A 19,883-nucleotide genomic window follows, 5' to 3' on the forward strand; every position below is an offset into this window, starting at 1 on the left:
GCAGGCTCACAGGGCGACCCACTCTCGCGTTCCTATCCACGGCCGTTGTCCGCGTTCTCATACGTCCTCACGGCATGGCCGCCAGCGAACGGGCGTAATTGACGTGCTGCACCACCTGCATCATCGTCGACGGATCGCGGGCAGGGATGAGCGTCGAATGCACGATCCCGTGTCCCTGCACGGTCACCTGAATGCTCCCAGTAATCCTGCGCTCTTTCATGAGGAGAAACAAGAGCCCGAGGAGACAGAAGACGAAGAACAGGATGGCCAGCACGATCGCCACCGGCGGAATGGTCTCGTGCTGCTGTGTCATGTCGTTGACGTTCCACATGCTGCCCTTGATCGGAAAACGTCCCGAGGGGGTGATCACCTCGGTGCGGGTGACGGTGATGTCCCCGATCGTGGTGAGCGGCACATTATCGGCACCGGAGACCTCCGACGGGCCCTGCCACCCTCCGGTCTGCGGCGTTCCGCCATAGGGGGACACCTCGCCCGGATGTGGCTGCGCGCCCGACGGATACGGTGCGCCGCCCGGATGGGGCTGTTCGAACGGGGTATCGGGCCGCTGCTGTCCGAACGGGTCGCTCGGGCCGGGCGAGGGGTAGGGATCGTGGGTCATGCCCGCGATTCTTTCTTACGGAGTGACGGCCCTGAAACCCCGGAGTGGCAGGCGTTCCGGCGATCAGCGGACGGGGGCGCGGTGGTCCCCTGCGGGCACACCGCGCTCTTCTGCGAGGATGGGCGACGGCGGTGCGCAGGAACCCGGTGCGAATCCGGGGCGGTCCCGCCACTGTGACCAGGGAGTGAACCCGCCCACACACGCCACTGCCGCGGCGGCTCGCGGGTGCGAACGCGGTGGGAAGGCAGCGGGGAGCGGCGATCTGGGAGCCAGGAGACTGCGCGCCGACACGCATCTGTTCGGTCACGGGGCGCGGACCCCGGCGAAGACGAAGGACCACGAGTGGCAACGATCCTGCTGCTGTCCACGGCCGATACCGAGTTGCTGGCGGCGCGCGCCGCCGACGCGGGCTACCGGACCGCCAACCCGGCCCGCACCGACCCCGACGACCTCCCCGCCCTGCTGGACGGCGTCGACGTCGCGGTCGTGCGGCTGCTCGGCGGGCGCGAGGCGTGGCCGCAGGGCCTGGACACCCTCCGGGCGAGCGGGGTTCCGCTCGTCGCGCTCGGCGGCGAGGCGGCCCCCGACGCCGAGCTCATCGCGTTCTCCACGGTGCCCTCCGGCGTCGCCACCGAGACCCACGCCTACCTGCGCGAGGGCGGCATCGGCAACCTCCGCCAACTGGCCCGCTTCCTCTCCGACACCGTGCTGCTCACCGGCGAGGGCTTCGAGCCGCCGGAGCGCATGCCCGACTACGGCGTGCACGGCTCCTACGGCTCCGACCCCCAGCGCCCGACCGTGGCCGTGGTGTTCTACCGGGCGCACGAGCTGTCGGGGAACACCGCCTTCATCGACGTGCTGTGCGAGGCGATCGAGGCCGCAGGAGGCAACGCCCTGCCGGTGTTCTCCGGCTCGCTGCGCGGCCTGACCGCCGAGACCCACCCGGGCCTGTTCGAGCTGCTCGGCCGCGCCGACGCCGTCATCACCACGGTGCTGGCGGCCGGTGGGGCGGTGGCCGCCGACGCTAGTGGGGGCGGCGACGAGGACGCCTGGGACGCCGGGGCGCTGGCCGCGCTGGACGTGCCCATCCTCCAGGGACTGGTGCTCACCTCCAGCCGCGAGCGCTGGCAGGCCTCCGACGCCGCCCTGACCCCGATGGACGCCGGGATGCAGGTCGCGATCCCGGAGTTCGACGGGCGGCTGATCACCGTCCCCTTCTCGTTCAAGGAGACGGGGGAGGACGGCCAGATCCCGGTCTACGCCGCCGACCCCGAGCGCGCCGCGCGCATCGCCGGGATCGCCGTGCGCCACGCCCGCCTGCACGCCGTTCCCCCGGAGCGGCGCCGCCTGGCCGTGGTGCTGTCCTCCTACCCGACCAAGCACTCCCGGGTGGGCAACGCCGTCGGCCTGGACACCCCCGCCTCGGCGGTGCGGCTGTTCCGGCTCCTGGCCGAGCGCGGCTACGACCTCGGCTCCGACGACACGCTGTGGCGCGTGCCCGGTCCGGAGGAGGACCGCCGCGAGGACGACGGCGACCCGCTGATCCACGCTCTGATCAGCGCCGGGGGCCACGACGTCGAATGGCTCAGCGAGGAGCAGCTCGCCCGCGCCGACGCCCGCGTCCCGCTGGACGACTACCGCCGCTGGTTCGACGCCCTGCCCGCCGAACTGACCGCGGGCATCCGGGAGCACTGGGGCGAGCCGCCGGGCGAGCTCTACGTCGACGACTCCTCGGGCCGCCCCGAGATCGTGCTGGCCAGCCTGCGGTTCGGCAACGTCGTGCTGATGATCCAGCCGCCGCGGGGCTTCGGCGAGAACCCGATCGCGATCTACCACGACCCGGACCTGCCGCCCTCGCACCACTACCTGGCGGCCTACCGCTGGCTGGAGACCGCGCGAAAGGACGGCGGATTCGGCGCCGACGCCGTCGTCCACCTGGGCAAGCACGGCACCCTGGAGTGGCTGCCCGGCAAGGGGCTGGGACTGGCGGCCGAGGACGCCCCCGACGCGGTTCTCGGCGACCTCCCCTTCGTCTACCCGTTCATCGTCAACGACCCCGGCGAGGGCACGCAGGCCAAGCGCCGCTCGCACGCCACCGTGGTCGACCACCTCGTCCCGCCGATGGCGCGCGCCGACACCTACGGCGACATCGCCAAGCTCGAACAGCTGTTGGACGAGTACGCCCTCGTCAGCGACCTCGACCCGGACAAGGCCCCGGCGCTGCGCGCGCAGATCTGGACGCTGATCAAGGCCGCCGAGCTCCACCACGACCTGCACCAGGACGAGATGCCCGGCGAGGACGACTTCGACGACTTCGTCATGCACGTCGACGGGTACCTCTGCGAGATCAAGGACGTGCAGATCCGCGACGGCCTGCACATCCTCGGCGCCGCGCCGGAGGGCGAGGCGCGGGTCAACCTCGTGCTGGCCGTGCTGCGCGCCTCGCAGGTGTGGGCCGGGCAGGTGGGCGCCCTGCCCGGGCTGCGGGCGGCCCTGGCGGAGGCCTTCGGGCTGGAGGAGAAAACGCTGCTGGCCGAGCCGGGGGCGCGGGCCGAGGTCCCGCCGCCCTGACCGACCTGGTGGAGGGGCCGTCGCGCAGCGCCTCCGACGCGCTCGACCTGATCGACACGCTGGCCCGGCGCGTGGTCGAGGCCATGGACGAGCGCGGGTGGCACGCGGACGAGGCCGGGCGCGTGATGACGGACGTGCTGGGCCGCCCCCTGCCCTCAGCCGAGCGCGTCCTCGTCTTCGCCGCCGAGGAGGTGGTGCCGCGCCTGGCCGCCACCGGCAACGAGATCGACGCGGTCCTGCACGCGCTCGACGGCGGCCACATCCCCGCCGGGCCCTCCGGGTCCCCGACCCGGGGGCTGGTCAACGTGCTGCCCACCGGCCGCAACTTCTACTCGGTCGACCCCAAGGCGATCCCCGCGCGCAACTCCTGGGACGTCGGGCAGGCGCTGGCCGACTCGCTGATCAAGCGGCACCTCGACGACACCGGGGCCTACCCGACGTCCGTCGGCCTCACCGTCTGGGGAACCGCCGCGATGCGCACGCAGGGCGACGACATCGCCGAGGTGCTCGCCCTGCTCGGGGCCCGCCCGACCTGGGACGACGCCTCGCGTCGCGTCACCGGGTTCGAGATCGTGCCGCTGGCGGAGCTGGGGCGTCCCCGCATCGACGTCACACTGCGCGTCTCCGGGTTCTTCCGGGACGCCTTCCCGCACGTCATCGGTCTGGTCGACGACGCGATCCGGGCGGTCACCGAGCTGGAGGAGTCCCCGGAGGACAACTACCCGCGCGCCCACGCCCTGGCCGACCACGCCGATCACGGGGACTGGCGGCGCGCCACGACCCGGATCTTCGGCTCCAAGCCGGGCGCCTACGGCGCCGGGCTGCTGCCGCTGATCGACGCGCGCAACTGGCGCGACGACGCCGACTTGGCCGAGGTGTACGCGGTGTGGGGCGGCTACGCCTACGGGCGCGGGCTGGACGGCCGCGAGGCGCGCGCCGACATGGAGGCGTCGTTCCGGCGGATCTCGGTGGCCGCGAAGAACCAGGACACCCGTGAGCACGACATCGTCGACTCCGACGACTACTTCCAGTACCACGGCGGCATGGTGGCGATGGTGCGCCGCCTCACCGGCAGCAACCCGGCCGCCTACGTCGGCGACTCCGCCGTTCCCGACCAGGTGAAGACCAGGACCCTGGGAGAGGAGACGCGACGGGTGTTCCGCGCCCGCGTGGTGAACCCGCGGTGGATCGCCGCCATGCGCCGCCACGGCTATAAGGGCGCGTTCGAGCTGGCCGCGACCGTCGACTACCTCTTCGGGTACGACGCTACCGCCGGGGTCGTGGACGACTGGATGTACACCAAGCTGGCCGAGACCTATGTCTTCGACCCGGAGAACCGGGAGTTCCTGGAGCAGTCCAACCCCTGGGCGCTGCGCGGTATGACCGAGCGTCTGCTGGAGGCAGCCGACCGCGAGCTGTGGGAGCGGCCCGATCCCGAGACGCTGGACCGGCTGCGGGAGACCTACCTCAAGTTGGAGGGCGACCTGGAGGACGACCCGGACGCGGGGTCCGACGGCGGACGCTGACGCGATGCGCCCCGGCTGAGGGCACGACCACGCGCGGAACCGCGGGGGAGAGGGTGGCCACTTCCGGCCACCCTCTCCCCTTGCGTTTCCCGGGACCACCATGCCCGAGCAAGCGGTCGCTTGTTCTCTCCGCAGGTCGTGCCGGTGCGGGGGAGCCGGGCCGGTGGAGCAGGCGCGAGACCGCCGCGCGGAGGCGGCTTTCGGACGAACGTGAATCTCTTTCGCGAATGAGGTTCCGATGCGTACTCTTCCGCCAGCCCCGCGTGAACGAGGTGTACGACATGATCATCCCCCGCCCCCCATACCTCGGCACCGCAGCCGCTGGGACCGCGCTCGCGTGCCTCCTCACCGGCATGGCGTCCGCCCCCGCCGCGGCCTCCGCAACAGTGGAGGCCGCCAAGCTCCGGGCGGCCGTCGACGACTACTGCTCCGACGGCGGGTGCCACGACATCGTCCCGCCCGGCCAGAACGGCAACGCCACCCTCGTCGAGATCATCGGCCACCAGATGTTCGGCACCCGCCCCAAGTACGCGTCCTCCCAGCTGGACATGTACGACAACCTGGTGCACGACTACGACGGCCTCACCGACGCCACGCTCGATGACTACTTCGCCGACGCCTCCTTCGGCGTCGGCGACGCCGGCGTCGACCGCGAGTACCAGCCGCGCGGAGACGTCACGATCACCCGCGACGCCGCACACGGAATCCCCCGCATCCACGGGACCACCCGCGAAGGCACCATGTACGGCGCCGGATACGCCGCCGCCGAAGACCGGCTCTTCCTGATGGACGTACTGCGCAACCTCGGCCGCGGCCAGCTCACCCCCTTCGCCGGAGGCGCGCCGAGCAACCGGGGCCTGGAACAGAGCCTCTGGCGCGGCGCCCCCTACACCGAGGCCGACAAGCAGGTCCAGATCGACCGCCTGGCCGCCAGCGGCGAGCGCGGACGCCAGGGCCTGGCCGACGTGCGCGCCTACATCGACGGCATCAACGCCTACATCGACCGCTCCCAGCGGCGGAACGACTACCCCGGCGAGTACGTGCTCACCGGGCACAAGGACGCCGTCACCCAGGAGGGCGAGATCGAGGACTTCACCGAGACCGACATCGTCGGCATCGCCTCCATGGTCGGCCTCCTCTTCGGCGGCGGAGGCGGCGGCGAGGTCTCCTCCGCCCTGCTCAAGGCGGCCTTCGAGAAGGAGCACGGGGCCGAGAAGGGCGCGGAGCTGTGGCGCACCTGGCGCATGGAGAACGATCCGGAGGCCGTGACCACGGTCGACGGCGACTTCCCCTACACGCCGACACCCGACGACCCCGTCGGCGTCGCGGCGCCCGACCCGGGATCGGTGGTCCCCTACGACATCGTGCACGACGCCGACGTGAGCACGGCCGAGGCACCGCCGCCGTCACCGCCGGCAGCGGCGACCGACGCCCCGGCCGACGCCGACACCCCCACCATCGGCGACCTGTCCGAGAGCGACCGGGCACGGATCGACCGGCTGATCCGGCAGGGCGACCTCAGCGCAGCCGAAGGCGTCCTCAACAGGGGCGTCCTGCCCGAGGACTTCCTGGAGGGCGAGCCGGGCATGTCCAACGCCCTGCTCGTCGCCGGTGAGCACACCGAGAACGGCCACCCCGTCGCCGTCATGGGGCCGCAGACCGGCTACTTCTCCCCGCAGCTGCTCATGGTGCAGGAGCTGCAGGGACCCGGCATCAGCGCCCGCGGCGCGTCCTTCCCCGGCGTGAGCTTCTACGTGCAGATGGGCCGCGGCACCGACTACGCCTGGAGCGCCACCTCGGCCGGACAGGACATCACCGACACCTTCGCCCTCGAACTGTGCGAACCCGACGGCTCCGAGCCGAGCGTCGACTCCCGCGCCTACGTCGACGACGGCGCCTGCGTGGAGTTCGAGAAGCTCAGCGTGCACAACGAGTGGTCGCCGACCGTGGCCGACCAGACGCCCGCCGGCTCCTACACCCTCACCGCGCTGCGCTCCCCCTACGGCCTGGTCGACAGCTTCGGCACGGTCGACGGCACCCCGGTGGCGTTCGCGACCCGCCGCTCCACCTACATGCGCGAGGTCGACTCCCTCATCGGATTCCAGAAGTTCAACGAGCCCGCCACCATCACCTCGGCGAAGGACTTCCAGAAGGCCGCCATGGACATCGGCTACGCCTTCAACTGGCACTACGCCGACGCCGACGACATCGCCTTCCTCAACTCCGGCGCCAACCCGGTGCGCACCCCGGGCACCGACCCCAACATGCCCATCGCCGCCGACTCCGCCGCCGGGTGGTCGGGATGGGACCCTCAGGACAACAGCGCCGACTACACCCCGCTGGAGCAGCACCCCAACGCCGTCAACCCCGACTACCTCGTCAACTGGAACAACAAGGTGGCCGCCGGATACACCTCCGGCTACGGCACCGGCCCGGTCCACCGGGGCGACCTGCTCGACGGCCGGGTCGCCGGGCTGATCGACGACGGGCACAAGTTCACCGTCGCCTCGCTCACCCAGGCGATGGCCGATGCGGGCAGCACCGACCTGCGCGGCGAGCAGGTCCTGCCCGAGCTGCTGCGCGTCGTGGAGAGCGCGCCGGTCGAGGATCCGGAGCTCGCCGCCGCGGTCAAGGGCCTGCGTGCCTGGATGGGGGACGGCGCGCCGCGCCGCGAGCCCGAGCGGGACGCCGGGCGCTACGCGCACGCCGACGCCATCCGGGTGATGGACGCCTGGTGGCCGCTGCTCGTCGAGGCCCAGTTCGAGCCCGGTCTGGGCGGGGGCCTCTACCGCGACCTCACCGGGGTCCTGCAGGTCGACGAGTCGCCCTCGGGCAGCCTCGGCGGCCCGCCCGGCAACGTGAAGCAGGGCCAGACCCACAAGGGCTCCAGCTTCCAGTACGGCTGGTGGTCGTACGTCGACAAGGACCTGCGGTCCGTCCTCGGTGACGACGTCCAGGCGCCGCTCGGCCAGACCTACTGCGGCGGCGGCGACCTCGACACCTGCCGCACCGTGCTGCTGGACTCCCTGGCCACGGCCGCCGCGGCGCCCGCCTCGGACGTCTACCCCGGAGACTCCTACTGCTCGGCCGGGGACCAGGTGTGTGCCGACACCAACATCCACTCGCCGCTGGGCGGGATCGAAATGTGGCCGATCGCCTGGCAGAACCGCCCCACCTACCAGATGGCCCTGCAGTTCACCCAACGCCGACCCTGATCCGTCGTGGCCCGCAGCGGGGACCGGTCGTCGCGACCGGTCCCCGCGCCCGTTCGGCCCGCCAGCCGCCGCCGTCGGCGCTCGGCGCCCGGCCCGCCACGGCAAAGCACCCCGGGACATCTGGTGCTTGTTTGCGGTCGGCGGGGTATTTTCGTAGTGACACCCGCCACTGTGGACGGGAGGCAGGTAAATATGCCGCTGTGGATCATGTGGTTGATCGCCGCGGTCGCCCTGGGCGTCGCGGAGATCTTCACGCTGACCCTGTCCCTGGGTCTGCTCGCCATCGCCGCCCTTGTCGCCGGGATCGCCGGTGCGCTGGGGATGGGCGTCGTGGTCCAGGTGGTGGCGTTCGTGGTCACCTCCGCCGCGGGACTCATCATCGTGCGCCCGATCGCGCAGCGCCACCTGCAACAGCCACCCGTACTCCGCTCCGGGACGGACGCACTCGTCGGACGGTCCGCGGTGGTCGTCGAGGAGGTCACCGGGGAGAGCGGCCGCATCAAGCTCGTCGGTGAGGAGTGGTCGGCCCGCGCCCTCGACGAGGACCAGACCATCCCCCCGGGGATCCACGTCGACGTCATGGAGATCGAGGGCGCGACGGCCGTCGTCTATCCGCGCGAAGCACTGCCCTGACACCCGCCGACGCGGGTGCCACCACCGCCTCGTCCTCCCACATCCGAATCATTCGGCAGGCAGGAGATCACAATGGGGCTCGACATCCTGTTCATCGTTCTCGCGGCCATCGCCGTCCTCCTGGTCGTCTCCACGGTGCGGATCGTGCCGCAGGCACGCGCCTACAACATCGAGCGATTCGGCCGCTATCTGCGGACGCTCAAACCCGGCCTGAACTTCATCATCCCGGGCGTCGACCGCGTCAACACCAAGTACGACCTGCGGGAGCAGGTGTTCTCGTCGCGGCCGCAGCCCGTGATCACCGAGGACAACCTGGTCGTCAACATCGACACCGTGCTCTACTACCAGATCACCGACCCCCGCGCCGCCGCCTATGAGGTGGCGAACTACCTTCAGGCCATCGACCAGCTCACAGTCACCACGCTGCGCAACGTGATCGGCGGCATGGACCTCGAACAGACCCTGACCTCGCGCGAGACCATCAACTCGCGGCTGCGTGGCGTGCTCGACGACGCCACCGGCAAGTGGGGCATCCGCGCCAACCGCGTCGAGATCAAGGCCATCGACCCGCCGCCGACGATCAAGGAGGCGATGGAGAAGCAGATGCGGGCCGAGCGCGACAAGCGCGCGGTGATCCTGCACGCCGAGGGTGAGCGGCAGTCCCGCATCCTGACCGCTGAGGGCGCCCGGCAGCAGGCCATTCTGGAGGCCCAGGGTGACCAGCAGGCCCGGATCCTGCGCTCCGACGGTGAGGCCCAGGCGGTGGAGCGCGTCTTCCAGGCCGTGCACGCCAACGACGCCGACTCCAAGCTGCTCGCCTACAAGTACCTGGAGACGCTGCCGCACCTGGCCAGCGGCGAGGGCAACACGTTCTGGGTCATCCCCGGTGAGCTGACCCAGGCGGTGCAGAACGTCACCAAGGCCTTCGCCGGAGACGCCGGAGAGGCCGCACGCCCCACCGAAGAGCGCGAGGCCCCGTCCGAAACCGCCGAGGTGGAGGAAGGCGAGGCCCGGCGGCTGACCGAGGGCGAGCCCCGCCCCCGCCCGGCGGCGGCCCAGGCCGCGGTCGAGGCGGCGGAGAGCGCCGCCCAGGCGGTCGCCAACGCGCGCAAGGAGGCGGCGGCCGCCGGCGCGCCGGGACAGAAGCTGCCCGGGCAGCGCTCCGACGAAGGAGAGTGAGCGGTCAGACCAGCAGCAGCTTGCCGGTGGTCCGGCGGGCTGCCAGGTCCTCGTGGGCCCGGGCGGCGTCGGCCAGCGGGTAGCGGCCGCCGATCTCCACCCGCAGCTTCCCGGCGTCCACGAGCCCGAGGATGTCGTTCGCCCGCTCCAGCAGTTCGGCGCGGTCCACGATGTGGTCGGCGAGGTTCGGTCGGGCCAGGAAGACCGACCCGGCGGTGTTCAGGCGCTGCGGGTCGAACGTCGGCACGACCCCACTGGACTGGCCGAACAGCGCCAGCACACCGCGGCGCCGCAGGGAGGCGAGGCTGGCGTCGAAGGTGTCGGCACCCACGCCGTCGAAGACGGCGGCCACGCCCGCGCCGCCGGTCAGCTCGCGCACGGCGGCGGCCACGTCGTCGACCTCGGTGTAGCGGATGATCTCGTCGGCCCCGGCCGCGCGGGCCTGTTGCTCCTTGGCCTCGGTGGACACCGTTCCGATGACGCGGGCGCCCCGCGCCTTGGCCAGCTGCACCAGCAGCAGTCCGGTGCCGCCGGCCGCGGCGTGCACCAGCACGGAGTCGCCCGAACGCACGGGGTAGGTGGCGTGGGTCAGGTAGTGCGCGGTCAGGCCCTGGAGCATCACAGCGGCGGCCTGCTCGGTGGTCACGCCGTCCGGGACCGGCACGACCCGCTCCACGGGAACGGCCGCGCGCTCGGCGTAGCCCCCGGGCGCCGACACCCACGCGACGCGCTGCCCCTCGGCCAGGTCGGTCACGCCCGCGCCGACCGCGGACACCGTTCCCGCTCCCTCCAGGCCCGGGGTGTAGGGCGTGGGCACCGGGTAGACGCCGGTGCGCTGGTAGATGTCGATGAAGTTGACCCCGGCGGCCCCGACGTCGACCACCACCTGGCCCGGGCCGGGACGGGGGTCGGTGACCTCACGCGGCCGCAGGACCTCGGGTCCACCCGGCTGTTCGATGACGATGGCACGCATACGCAACGCTCCTCAGTGGTGTTCGGGTCCCGGCCGCCGGTGCCGTCGCAGCGGACGGAGTTCCTCGGGCACGCGACCGCGCCCGGCTCCGCCTACTCCGTGGCCTCCGCCTCCGGCTCCAGCTTGTTCATGCGGTAGTTGTCGAAGTACACGATGGCGTCGCCGCCGCTGCCCCCGCCCTCGCGAGCGACGCCGAGGCCGGTGACGCCGTTCTGGATCGGCTGTGTGTCGACGGCGTCCATCACGTGGGTGCCGTTGACCCATAGCCGGACGGCGATGCTCTTCTCGGTCGTGCCGCCGCTCTCCTCCTCCTGCCGCTCGCAGGTTACCTGCAGGGTGTTGACCGGCTTGTCGGCGTCCTCCTGGCCGTCCTCGGCCACCTCATACCCGGGGACGCCCTCCGTGACCTGCTCGAGGGTGGAGATTCCCGCCTCGCCGCCGATGCGGCGGATCCGCGCCTCGCTCCCGTCGAAGCGGACGGTGACGGAGTACCGGGTGTCATCGTCGTCGTTGTAGAAGCAGTAGACCTCGGTCTCGCCGTAGGCGGGGCCGTTCTGCACGCTGGTGTCGACGCTGATGGCGAGCTGTTCGGGGTAGTCACCGGGGAAACCCGAGATCGCCCGGGTGAGCGTGTCGTCCGTGGTGGCGCGCAGCGCGTACTGGTCGTCGTCGGTGTAGCCGCGGAGGTGCTCGGTCGCGTCGAAGGGGACGTCGTAGTCGTCGGCCTTCCAGCCGGAGTCGCTGTTGCCGAACTCGTCGGTGAAGATGTTCGTCCCGGTCGGGAACTCCGGGCCGATCAGCAGCTGGGAGCCGACGATGCCGCTGGTCATCAGTAGCACCACGGCGCCGACAGCCGCGTAGATCATCATTTTCTTCTTCCGGCCCCCGCCGGACGCGGGAGCGGGCGAGGCCGAGGGGTTCGCGCCGGTCGGAGGCTGCCCCGGCCCGCCAGGGGCGCCGGGGCCTCCCGGTCCCATCGGGGCATACGACTGCTGCCCGTAGGGCGGCGACTGCATGCCGGGGGAGGGGTAGCCCGGGGGCTGGGCCCCCATTGGCTGACCGCCCTGCTGCGGTGGGGCGCCGTAGGGGGGCTGCTGCGGTCCCGAGGGCTGGCCGTAGGGAGGCTGTGCCCCGAACCCCGGGCCGGGCGGCGGGCCGGGGACGGGCGATTCGGATGGAGGCGGGCCGTAGGGCGGCTGTTGCGGACCGGACGCGACCTGCCCCTGGGCGGCGTACGGGTCAGCGGGGTGGGGCTGCTGCTGGCCGAGCGCGGCGGTGGGCGGCAGCTGCTGCCCGGTCTCCGGCGGCATGGCGCGGGTGGTCTGCCCGTTGTTGGGATTCATCGCCGCTGTGGGGCCTGCCGCGGTCTCGGGCAGCGCCTCGGCCGCGGCAGCTCCGGCGATCCCTGCCGCTCCCGCCGCCGCACCGTCCGGGCGCGGGGTGGACGGCGGCGTCCACGAGCGCACCACGGTCCGGTCGACGACGGACTCGGTCGGGTTCTCCTGACCGACCAGGCGGTTGAGCAGCTGCTGGGCGGTGGGCCGGTGCGCCGGGTCTTTCTCCAGCGCCTGGAGGACGACGTCCTCCAGGCTCGGGTCCAGTCCCTCCAGGTTCGGCGGTGCCGCGCTGATGAGCTGGAGCACGGCCGGCACGCTCTGCGCGTCGAAGGGGGCCCTGCCGGTTCCGGCGAAGGCGATCAGGCAGCCCCAGGAGAAGATGTCGGAGACCGGGGTGATCTCCCCGCCCGTGACGAGTTCGGGCGCGAGGTAGGCAGGGGTCCCCATGAGCTGGCTGGACCGGGTCACCGAGCCGTCGTCGTCCATGGCGCGGGCGATGCCGAAGTCGATCACCTTCGGCCCCACCGTCGACAGCAGGACGTTGGCGGGCTTGAGGTCGCGGTGGATCACCCCGGCGCCGTGGATCGCCGTCAGCGCGGCCGCCACCCCCATGGCCAGGCTCTCCAGGGTCCCGCCGCGCATGGGGCCCTCGGTGTTGATCGCCTCGGAGAGGTTGGGGCCCGGAACGTACTCCGAGACGATGTACAGCGGGTCGCTCTCCAGCTCCGCGTCGATGACGCCGGCGGTCGAGAAGCGCGCGACCCGGCGCGCCGACTGCACCTCGCGGGCGAAGCGGCGGCGGAAGTCCTCGTCGTCGGTGAGGTCGGGGTGGATGAGCTTGACCGCGACGAATCGCTCAGAGGCGTCCTCGGCGAGGTAGACGGTGCCCATGCCGCCGCGGCCGAGCCGTCCCACGATGCGGTAGTCACCGAGCTCGTGGGGGTCGCCGGTGCGGAGGGGTTTGGCGCGCTCGTGCTCGTTCGACGTCACAGTTGTGGTTTTCCTTTATGGCTCACGGGGGTTCGCGTCTCACAGCGTACCGACGCGATGCGGGCGTCGCGCGAGTGTGGTCGATGGGGCGACGTCGGCTGTGACTGGGGGTCGCAGATTCTAGCGATCTCTTGCGAGAAACCCCGCTCGTTCACGGGCGGGATGAAGCGCATCCTTAACGGGGCGGAGCGGAGCGCAGCCCCATCGCTGCGTCTCCCAGCTCGGGCGCTTCAGGTTCTCGATGTACTCCTTGGTGATCAAAAGCGGGTCGCCACCGCAGAGGGCGGCGAAATAGGACGGAAACCAGAACTGCCCGTGCATGATGGCCCGGTTGATGCAGCCGGCGAACTCCTGGCGGAGCGGTCGGGCGGACACGCCTTTGAGTGGGCCGATGAGCCGGGAGAGCGAAACCTTCGGCGGGTAGTGCGCTAACAGGAGCACGTGGTCGGTCTCGCCGTCGAACTCGCGCAGCTCGGCACCAAAGTCCTCGCACATCTTCCGCGTGATCTCTTCGCGGCGAGTGGGCAGGGCGTCATCAAAGACGCGACGGCGGTACTTCGGCGTGAAGACCAGGTGCGCGTGCAGGGTGCAGACGACCGTTCGTCGCCTGTGTATATCGGGGCTGGCTCCCATCGAGGTGACATAGACCATTGCTATGGTCACACCCGTGAAGATCGTTGTGTCCGTGAAGCTCCAGCCGACGCCCGAGGTGGCGTCGGCTCTGCGTGATGAGCTCACCGCGTGCAACGAGGGGGCGAACTACGTCTCCGAAGTCGCCTACGAGCACTACGGGCTCAAGGTCCACGAGTACGCACTTCGCAAGCTGGTGTACGCCGAGTTGCGCGAACGCGGTATCAAGTCGGCTGCTGCGCAGCAGCTCATCAAGAAGGTCGTGGACGCCTACGCGACGCTGCGGGCGAACATCAAGGCCGGGAACCTAGGGCCAGAGAAGTCGAAGCGCCGCCGCAAGGCCGAGTCCAAGCCGATCGTGTTTCGCGCCGAGGCGGCACAGGCGTACGACCACCGCAACATGGGTTGGGATATCGACGCCCGGACGGTAGCCATCACCACCCGGCAGGGCCGGATGAAGGGCGTACGGTTCGTCTGCGCCCCCGAGGCGTTGAAGACTCTCGCCGCCTACCGCAAGGGCGAAGCCGACCTCATATGCCGCGACGGGTCCTGGTTCCTCATCGCCACGTGCGACGTGCCCGAGGCCCAGACCTACGAACCCGATGGCTTCATCGGCGTCGATCTCGGTATCCAGAACATCGCCACCACGTCCACCGGTTGCCAGACCGCCGGTCGGAAGCTCAACCGCTACCGCAAGCGGCAGCTCTTCATCCGAAAGAAGCTGCAGAAGAAGGGCACCAAGTCTGCCAAGCGGTTGCTCAAGAAGCGCTCCCGCAAGGAAGCCCGCTGCTCGAAGGACATCAACCACTGCGTCTCCAAGGCGATCGTGACCGAGGCTGAACGCACCGGATGCGGTATCTCCCTCGAAGAACTCAAGGGAATCCGTAACCGGGTACGGCTCCCCAAGCCCCAACGGGTCGCACTCCACTCCTGGGCCTTCGCCCAGCTCGGAGACTTCATCGTCTACAAGGCCAAGCGAGCGGGCGTGCCGCTCGTCTTCGTCGATCCTGCGTACACGTCGCAGATGTGCTGCGAGTGCCAGCACATCGACAATAGGAACCGCGTGCACCAGGGTCTTTTCATTTGCCGGGGCTGCGGCGTCGTTGCGCACGCAGACCGGAATGCTTCCCGCAACATCGCCCAACGTGGCGAGACCGTGTGGAATGCGGGGCGTGAGTCACGCGTCCCGGCCGCCCAGCCCACAGGCTGAGTCGCCAAGACACGGGAGGCAACCTCACATCCAGTGGGGCCCTACCTGCAAGCTCGGGACTTCAGTCCCGAGAAGCTGACACACGCTCGCGACCTCCGCGGTTCCGGTCTGTAGTCGACCTCGTTATAATTAGAACACCAGTTCGAATTAGTGCCTACTCTTCCCCGCGGGCCGACGGCTTTCGCGCACCGCCGGTGCGGGCGCGTACGCGACGAGGGGAGTGGCCCGGTGGCACGTGTCTACGGTGTGCCCATCACGGTGGCCGAGCGGGAGGGGCGGCCGCGGCGCTTCACCTGGGACGGACGGATCTACACGGTGCGGCGGATCATCGACCACTGGGTCACGCTGCGCACCGACTGGGCGGTCGGGGCGCGCGACCGGCTGCCTCGGCGCACATTCTGGCGCGTGGAGGCGGGCTCCGGGCGCGGCCCGGGCGTCTATGAGCTGCGGCATGACTCCGAGAGCGGTCAGTGGCTGCTGGCGCGGGTCTGGGACTGACCCGCGCTACTTCACCTTTCGGTCGAGCCAGGCCAGGAACTCCTGATCAGAGAGGAAGACCCGGCTTCGGCTTCCCGCTCTTTCGCCTGCCACTCCTCGCTCCAGAACCATTCCTGATCCCGGGCCACGGGGATCCGGCGGGTGGCGTCTCCCGGTCGCTGTGGCTCTACCCCCATGACCACCCCGCCCTCGGGCGCTCCATCGACCTGACGCTGACGCTGCTCACCATTCGCCTGATCGCCATGTTGATCATGATCTCCTGCTGCCACGCGCCTTGTGGGGGTTTTCGGGGATTCCTGGGGAAAAGTTGCGGTGACGGGGGAGGCGTTCTCCCCACGGGCCACCCTCGGTCACCCGAGCACCATTTCGCGCAGGGCGCGCAGGCCGGGTTCGTCGCGGACTCCGGCGACGAGGAGGGTGGTGACCGGGCTGTCGCGCCACGCCTGGAGGCGTTCGGCGATGCGGGGGAGCGGGCCGACCAGGGAGAGGCCGTCGGCCAGCTCGTCGGGGACGGCGTCCACCGCCTCCTCGCGGCGTCCGGCCAGGAACAGCTCCTGCACCTTGTACGCGGCTTCGGCGAACCCCATCCGAACGAACACGTTGAGGTGGAAGTTCTCGTCGCGGGCGCCCATGCCGCCGATGTAGAAGGCGAGCGGAATCTTGGCGGTGCGCAGCGCCTCGGCGGTGTCCTCGTGCGGGAGCACGGTGACCGTGCAGGCGATGTCGAAGCCGTCGGGGGCCGCGGCGAGCGCGTCGGCGTACACGCCGGGGCTGATCTCCGGGTGGTAGAAGAGGGGCGTCCAGCCATCGGCGATCTCGGCGGCCAGGGCGACGTTCTTCGGCCCCTCGGCGCCCAGGTAGACGGGGATGTCCGGGCGCAGCGGGCGGGTGATGGACTTCAGCGGCTTGCCCAGCCTGGTTCCGCCCGGATAGGGGAGCGGGTAGTGCGGTCCCTCGGAGGTGGCCGGTGCCTCGCGGCGCCAGACCTGGCGCATGATGTCCAGGTATTCCCGGGTCCGTGCCAGCGGGCGCGGGAACGGCTGCCCGTACCAGCCCTCGACGACCTGCGGGCCGGACACCCCGATCCCGAGCCGGAGGCGCCCGCCGGAGAGGTGGTCGAGGGTCAGCGCGTGCATGGCGGTGGCGACCGGGGTGCGCGCGGAGAGCTGCACGATCCCGGTGCCCAGCCCGATTCGTTCGGTCCGTGCGCCGTACCAGGTCAGAGGGGTGAACGCGTCGGACCCGTAGGCTTCGGCGGTCCACACCGACTCATATCCGAGGGCCTCGGCGGCCCGCACCGTCTCGGTGGCGTCATCGGCGCTGGCGCCCCAGTAGCCCACCGCGATTCCCAGTTTCAGGTCCGTGGTCACGTGCGCTCCTTCGCTCGCTGAAGGACGTCGGCGTCTGGGGCGCATAGTAGAACTGGTTTCAGTTTCTGGATAGGGGCGCCCGAAAGCCCGGCTCCGGGATGGCACCCAACACGCGTGTGCCATTCTGGTGGGCGGTGCCGACGTCGGCGGTGCGACCTCGCGCGGGTCTGCCGCCGCACGCAGGAACCCGGTGTGAATCCGGGGCGGTCCCGCCACTGTGACCAGGGAGCGGACCCGCGACCAACGCCACTGCCGGACGCGACCGGTGGGAAGGCGGCGGGGACGCGGCGATCTGGGAGCCAGGAGACTGCTCGGCACCACGACAAACCCCTATGGGCGTGGACTCCCGAGGAAGGACTGACCCGCGTGAGCGCTTCCGCTCGCTACCCCTTCAGCGCGGTCGTCGGCATGGACGACCTGAAACTGGCGCTGCTGATCAACGCCGTGTCCCCGGCGGTCGGCGGTGTCCTGGTCCGAGGCGAGAAGGGCACCGCGAAATCGACCGTCGTGCGCGCCCTCGCGGCGCTCCTGCCCGACCTCGACGTCGTCGACGGCTGCCGCTTCGCCTGCGATCCCGCTGACCCCGACCCAGGCTGCCCCGACGGGCCGCACGCGCGGGACGTCGTGCCCGCTGAGCGCGACGCGCGCCTCGTGGAGCTTCCGGTCGGTGCGAGCGAGGACCGCCTCGTGGGCTCGCTCGACATCGAACGGGCGCTCACGGAAGGCGTGAAAGCGTTCGAGCCGGGCCTGCTCGCCGCGGCCCACCGCGGCGTGCTCTACGTCGACGAGGTCAACCTGCTCCACGACCACCTCGTGGACCTGCTGTTGGACGCGGCGGCGATGGGCAGGTCGCACGTCGAGCGCGAGGGCGTCTCGGTCGCGCACGCCGCCCGGTTCCTGCTGGTCGGCACGATGAACCCGGAGGAGGGCGAGCTGCGCCCGCAGCTCCTGGACCGGTTCGGCCTCACGGTCGAGGTCGCGGCCACCCGCGAGCCGTCCGAGCGCGCCGACGTGGTCCGCCGCCGCCTCGCCTTCGAGACCGACCCTGACGCCTTCGCCGCCGGGTACGCGCGCGAGGACGACGAACTCGCGGAGCACATCCGCGCGGCCCGCAAACGGCTGCCCGGGGTCGTCCTCACCGACGCGGCCCTTCGCCAGGTCACGGCCGTGTGCGCGGCCTTCGAGGTCGATGGTCTGCGCGCCGACATCGTCACGGCCCGCGCGGCCATGGCGCTGGCCGCCTGGCGGGACCACATCGAGGTGACGTCCGACGACGTGCGCGACGCGGCCCGGCTCGCCCTGCCGCACCGGCGCCGCCGCGATCCCTTCGACGCCCCCGACCTCGACGAGGACCGGCTGCAGGAGGCGCTCGACCAGGCGGGTGATGCCGACCCAAAAGGCCGTGAGGACACCCCGGAGGAGCCGGGGAGTCCCGACGACGGCGATGGGTCGGACGACAGTCCGCAGGAGAGCCAGGACAGCCAGGAGAGCCACGACGGCTCGGACACCGAGGACGCCCCCGCGCCGTCGCCGTCCTCGCCTGACTCCGGCGACCAGCAGGGGGAAGAGCAGGAAAGCTCCCCCTCGGGGCCGGGACAGCAGACGGGCGACACCACGAGCGAGGCGGGGGAGCCCTACCGCCCGCGGCTGTTCAGCGTCTCCGGGATCGGCCACGGGACCCCCGGCCGCCGTTCCCGCGCCGAGACGCCGTACGGCAGGACATCGGGGTCCCGTCCGCCGCGAGAACGCGTCGGGACGCTGCACCTGATCGAGACGCTGCGGGCGGCGGCACCCCACCAGCGGGCCCGGGGCCGCAACGGCCCCGGGCTCCGACTGGAAGGGTCGGACCTGCGGGAGGCCGTCCGCGAGGGGCGCGAGGGCAACCTCGTGCTGTTCTGCGTGGACGCCAGCGGATCGATGGCGGCGCGGCAGCGCATGCGCGCCGTCAAGGGCGCGGTGCTCAGCCTCCTGCTCGACGCCTACCAGCGGCGCGACAAGGTCGGGCTGGTCACCTTCCGTGGGCGGGGCGCCGAACTCGACCTGCCGCCCACCTCGTCGGTCGAGGCGGGCGCGCGCCGCCTGCGCGAGCTGCGTACCGGTGGGCGCACGCCGCTGGCAGCGGGGCTGCTGCGCTCGGCCGACGTACTGCGCGTCGAGCGCCTGCGCGACCCGATGCGCCGCCCGCTGTTGGTCGTCGTCACCGACGGTCGGGCCACGCAGGGCGGACTCGACGACGCCCTGCGCGCCGGGGCGTGGATCGGTGCTCAGGGTGTGGAGAGCGTCATCGTCGACTGCGAGTCGGGCGTGGTGCGCCTAGGGTTGGCCGCGCGGCTGGCCGCCACCATGGGCGGGACCACGGTCCGACTGGATGAACTGGGAGCCGACGCGCTGAGCGGACTGGTCCGGCACACACGCCACCGCGCCGCGTGACCCTACACGCGCCGTAGAAGACAAACCACCAGCGACAGACAAGGACCCACGACAGATGCCGCAGGGCAAACCGTCCTACGTCCCCGACGACGGACTCACGACGCGGCAACGGCGCAACCGGCCGCTGCTGATCGTGCACACCGGCACAGGGAAGGGCAAGTCGACTGCCGCGTTCGGCCTGGCCACACGCGGGTGGGCGCAGGGCTGGGACATCGGGGTGTTCCAGTTCGTGAAGTCCGCGAAGTGGCGGATCGGCGAGGAGAAGGCGCTGCGCGTCCTGGGCAACACCTCCGAGGGCGGCAAGGTCACCTGGAACAAGATGGGGGAGGGCTGGTCCTGGATCCAGCGCCCCGGCACCGAGCAGGACCACGCCGCCGACGCGGCCGAGGGCTGGAACCAGATCAAACGCGACCTGACCGCGGAGACGTATCGGCTCTACGTGCTCGACGAGTTCACCTACCCGATGAAGTGGGGGTGGGTGGACGCCGACGACGTCGTCGAGACCCTGCGGAACAGGCCCGGGAACCAGCACGTCATCATCACCGGACGCGACGCCGACCAGCGGCTGCTGGACGCGGCCGATCTCGTCACCGACATGACGAAGGTCAAGCACCCGATGGACGCGGGGCAGAAGGGCCAGCGCGGCATCGAATGGTGACGCGCCGCTAGCTGTCAGGTCGCCCCGGGTCCCCCCGTTGATCT

At 71.1% G+C, this 19,883-nt stretch carries 10 protein-coding genes, 3 pseudogenes and 2 riboswitches; of the genes and pseudogenes, 8 read left to right on the forward strand and 5 right to left on the reverse strand.

The features are described from left to right. Positions 1–67 precede the first annotated feature (67 nt). Positions 68–619, reverse strand: coding sequence for a hypothetical protein (locus CDO52_RS09765; RefSeq protein ID WP_017617630.1), 552 nt, complete (start codon positions 617–619; stop codon positions 68–70). Between the two features lie 136 nt (positions 620–755). Beyond that, a riboswitch (cobalamin riboswitch) is annotated at positions 756–899 on the forward strand. 62 nt (positions 900–961) lie between these two features. Between CDO52_RS09765 and cobN the strand changes: the two are divergent. The 4 genes and pseudogenes from cobN to CDO52_RS09785 all read left to right on the forward strand — a co-directional run bounded on the left by cobN (position 962) and on the right by CDO52_RS09785 (position 9,743). After that, positions 962–4,716 (forward strand): annotated as a pseudogene (gene cobN, locus CDO52_RS09770) (cobaltochelatase subunit CobN). 281 nt (positions 4,717–4,997) lie between these two features. Further along, entirely contained in the window at positions 4,998–7,931 is a 2,934-nt protein-coding gene (locus tag CDO52_RS09775) for a penicillin acylase family protein (protein WP_033299529.1), read from the forward strand. 192 nt (positions 7,932–8,123) lie between these two features. Next, positions 8,124–8,564, forward strand: a complete 441-nt coding sequence (locus CDO52_RS09780) for an NfeD family protein (protein WP_017617633.1) — start codon at positions 8,124–8,126, stop codon at positions 8,562–8,564. Between the two features lie 72 nt (positions 8,565–8,636). Continuing rightward, entirely contained in the window at positions 8,637–9,743 is a 1,107-nt protein-coding gene (locus tag CDO52_RS09785; RefSeq protein WP_017617634.1) for an SPFH domain-containing protein, read from the forward strand. Positions 9,744–9,747: 4 nt separating this feature from the next. On the opposite strand, the gene CDO52_RS09790 is transcribed toward CDO52_RS09785, so the two are convergent. The 3 genes and pseudogenes from CDO52_RS09790 to tnpA all read right to left on the reverse strand — a co-directional run. Continuing rightward, positions 9,748–10,716 (reverse strand): quinone oxidoreductase family protein, encoded by a 969-nt coding sequence (locus CDO52_RS09790; RefSeq protein ID WP_017617635.1) that lies wholly within the window; start codon positions 10,714–10,716, stop codon positions 9,748–9,750. Positions 10,717–10,808: 92 nt separating this feature from the next. Further along, a complete protein-coding gene (locus tag CDO52_RS09795; protein ID WP_017617636.1) occupies positions 10,809–13,043 on the reverse strand; it encodes a serine/threonine-protein kinase in 2,235 nt (744 codons plus the stop codon). 219 nt (positions 13,044–13,262) lie between these two features. After that, positions 13,263–13,676, reverse strand: a pseudogene (gene tnpA / locus CDO52_RS09800) (IS200/IS605 family transposase); the annotation flags it as partial. 22 nt (positions 13,677–13,698) lie between these two features. Between tnpA and CDO52_RS09805 the strand changes: the two are divergent. Together CDO52_RS09805 and CDO52_RS09810 are read left to right on the forward strand one after the other, a co-directional pair. Further along, positions 13,699–14,883, forward strand: a complete 1,185-nt coding sequence (locus tag CDO52_RS09805; RefSeq protein ID WP_017617637.1) for an RNA-guided endonuclease InsQ/TnpB family protein — start codon at positions 13,699–13,701, stop codon at positions 14,881–14,883. A gap of 228 nt (positions 14,884–15,111) precedes the next feature. Then, positions 15,112–15,381 (forward strand): DUF6504 family protein, encoded by a 270-nt coding sequence (locus tag CDO52_RS09810; protein WP_017617638.1) that lies wholly within the window; start codon positions 15,112–15,114, stop codon positions 15,379–15,381. Positions 15,382–15,731: 350 nt separating this feature from the next. On the opposite strand, the gene CDO52_RS09815 is transcribed toward CDO52_RS09810, so the two are convergent. Further along, positions 15,732–16,751 (reverse strand): LLM class F420-dependent oxidoreductase, encoded by a 1,020-nt coding sequence (locus CDO52_RS09815; protein WP_017617639.1) that lies wholly within the window; start codon positions 16,749–16,751, stop codon positions 15,732–15,734. 180 nt (positions 16,752–16,931) lie between these two features. Continuing rightward, positions 16,932–17,061: riboswitch (cobalamin riboswitch) on the forward strand. Positions 17,062–17,117: 56 nt separating this feature from the next. On the opposite strand from CDO52_RS09815, the gene CDO52_RS09820 reads away from it, so the two are divergent. Continuing rightward, a complete protein-coding gene (locus CDO52_RS09820) occupies positions 17,118–19,181 on the forward strand; it encodes a putative cobaltochelatase (protein WP_017617640.1) in 2,064 nt (687 codons plus the stop codon). A 52-nt stretch (positions 19,182–19,233) separates the two neighbouring features. Next, positions 19,234–19,839, forward strand: a pseudogene (gene cobO / locus CDO52_RS09825) (cob(I)yrinic acid a,c-diamide adenosyltransferase); the annotation flags it as partial. Positions 19,840–19,883: the final 44 nt, after the last annotated feature.

The organism is Nocardiopsis gilva YIM 90087 (assembly GCF_002263495.1).
In the GTDB taxonomy this organism is placed as follows: domain Bacteria; phylum Actinomycetota; class Actinomycetes; order Streptosporangiales; family Streptosporangiaceae; genus Nocardiopsis_C; species Nocardiopsis_C gilva.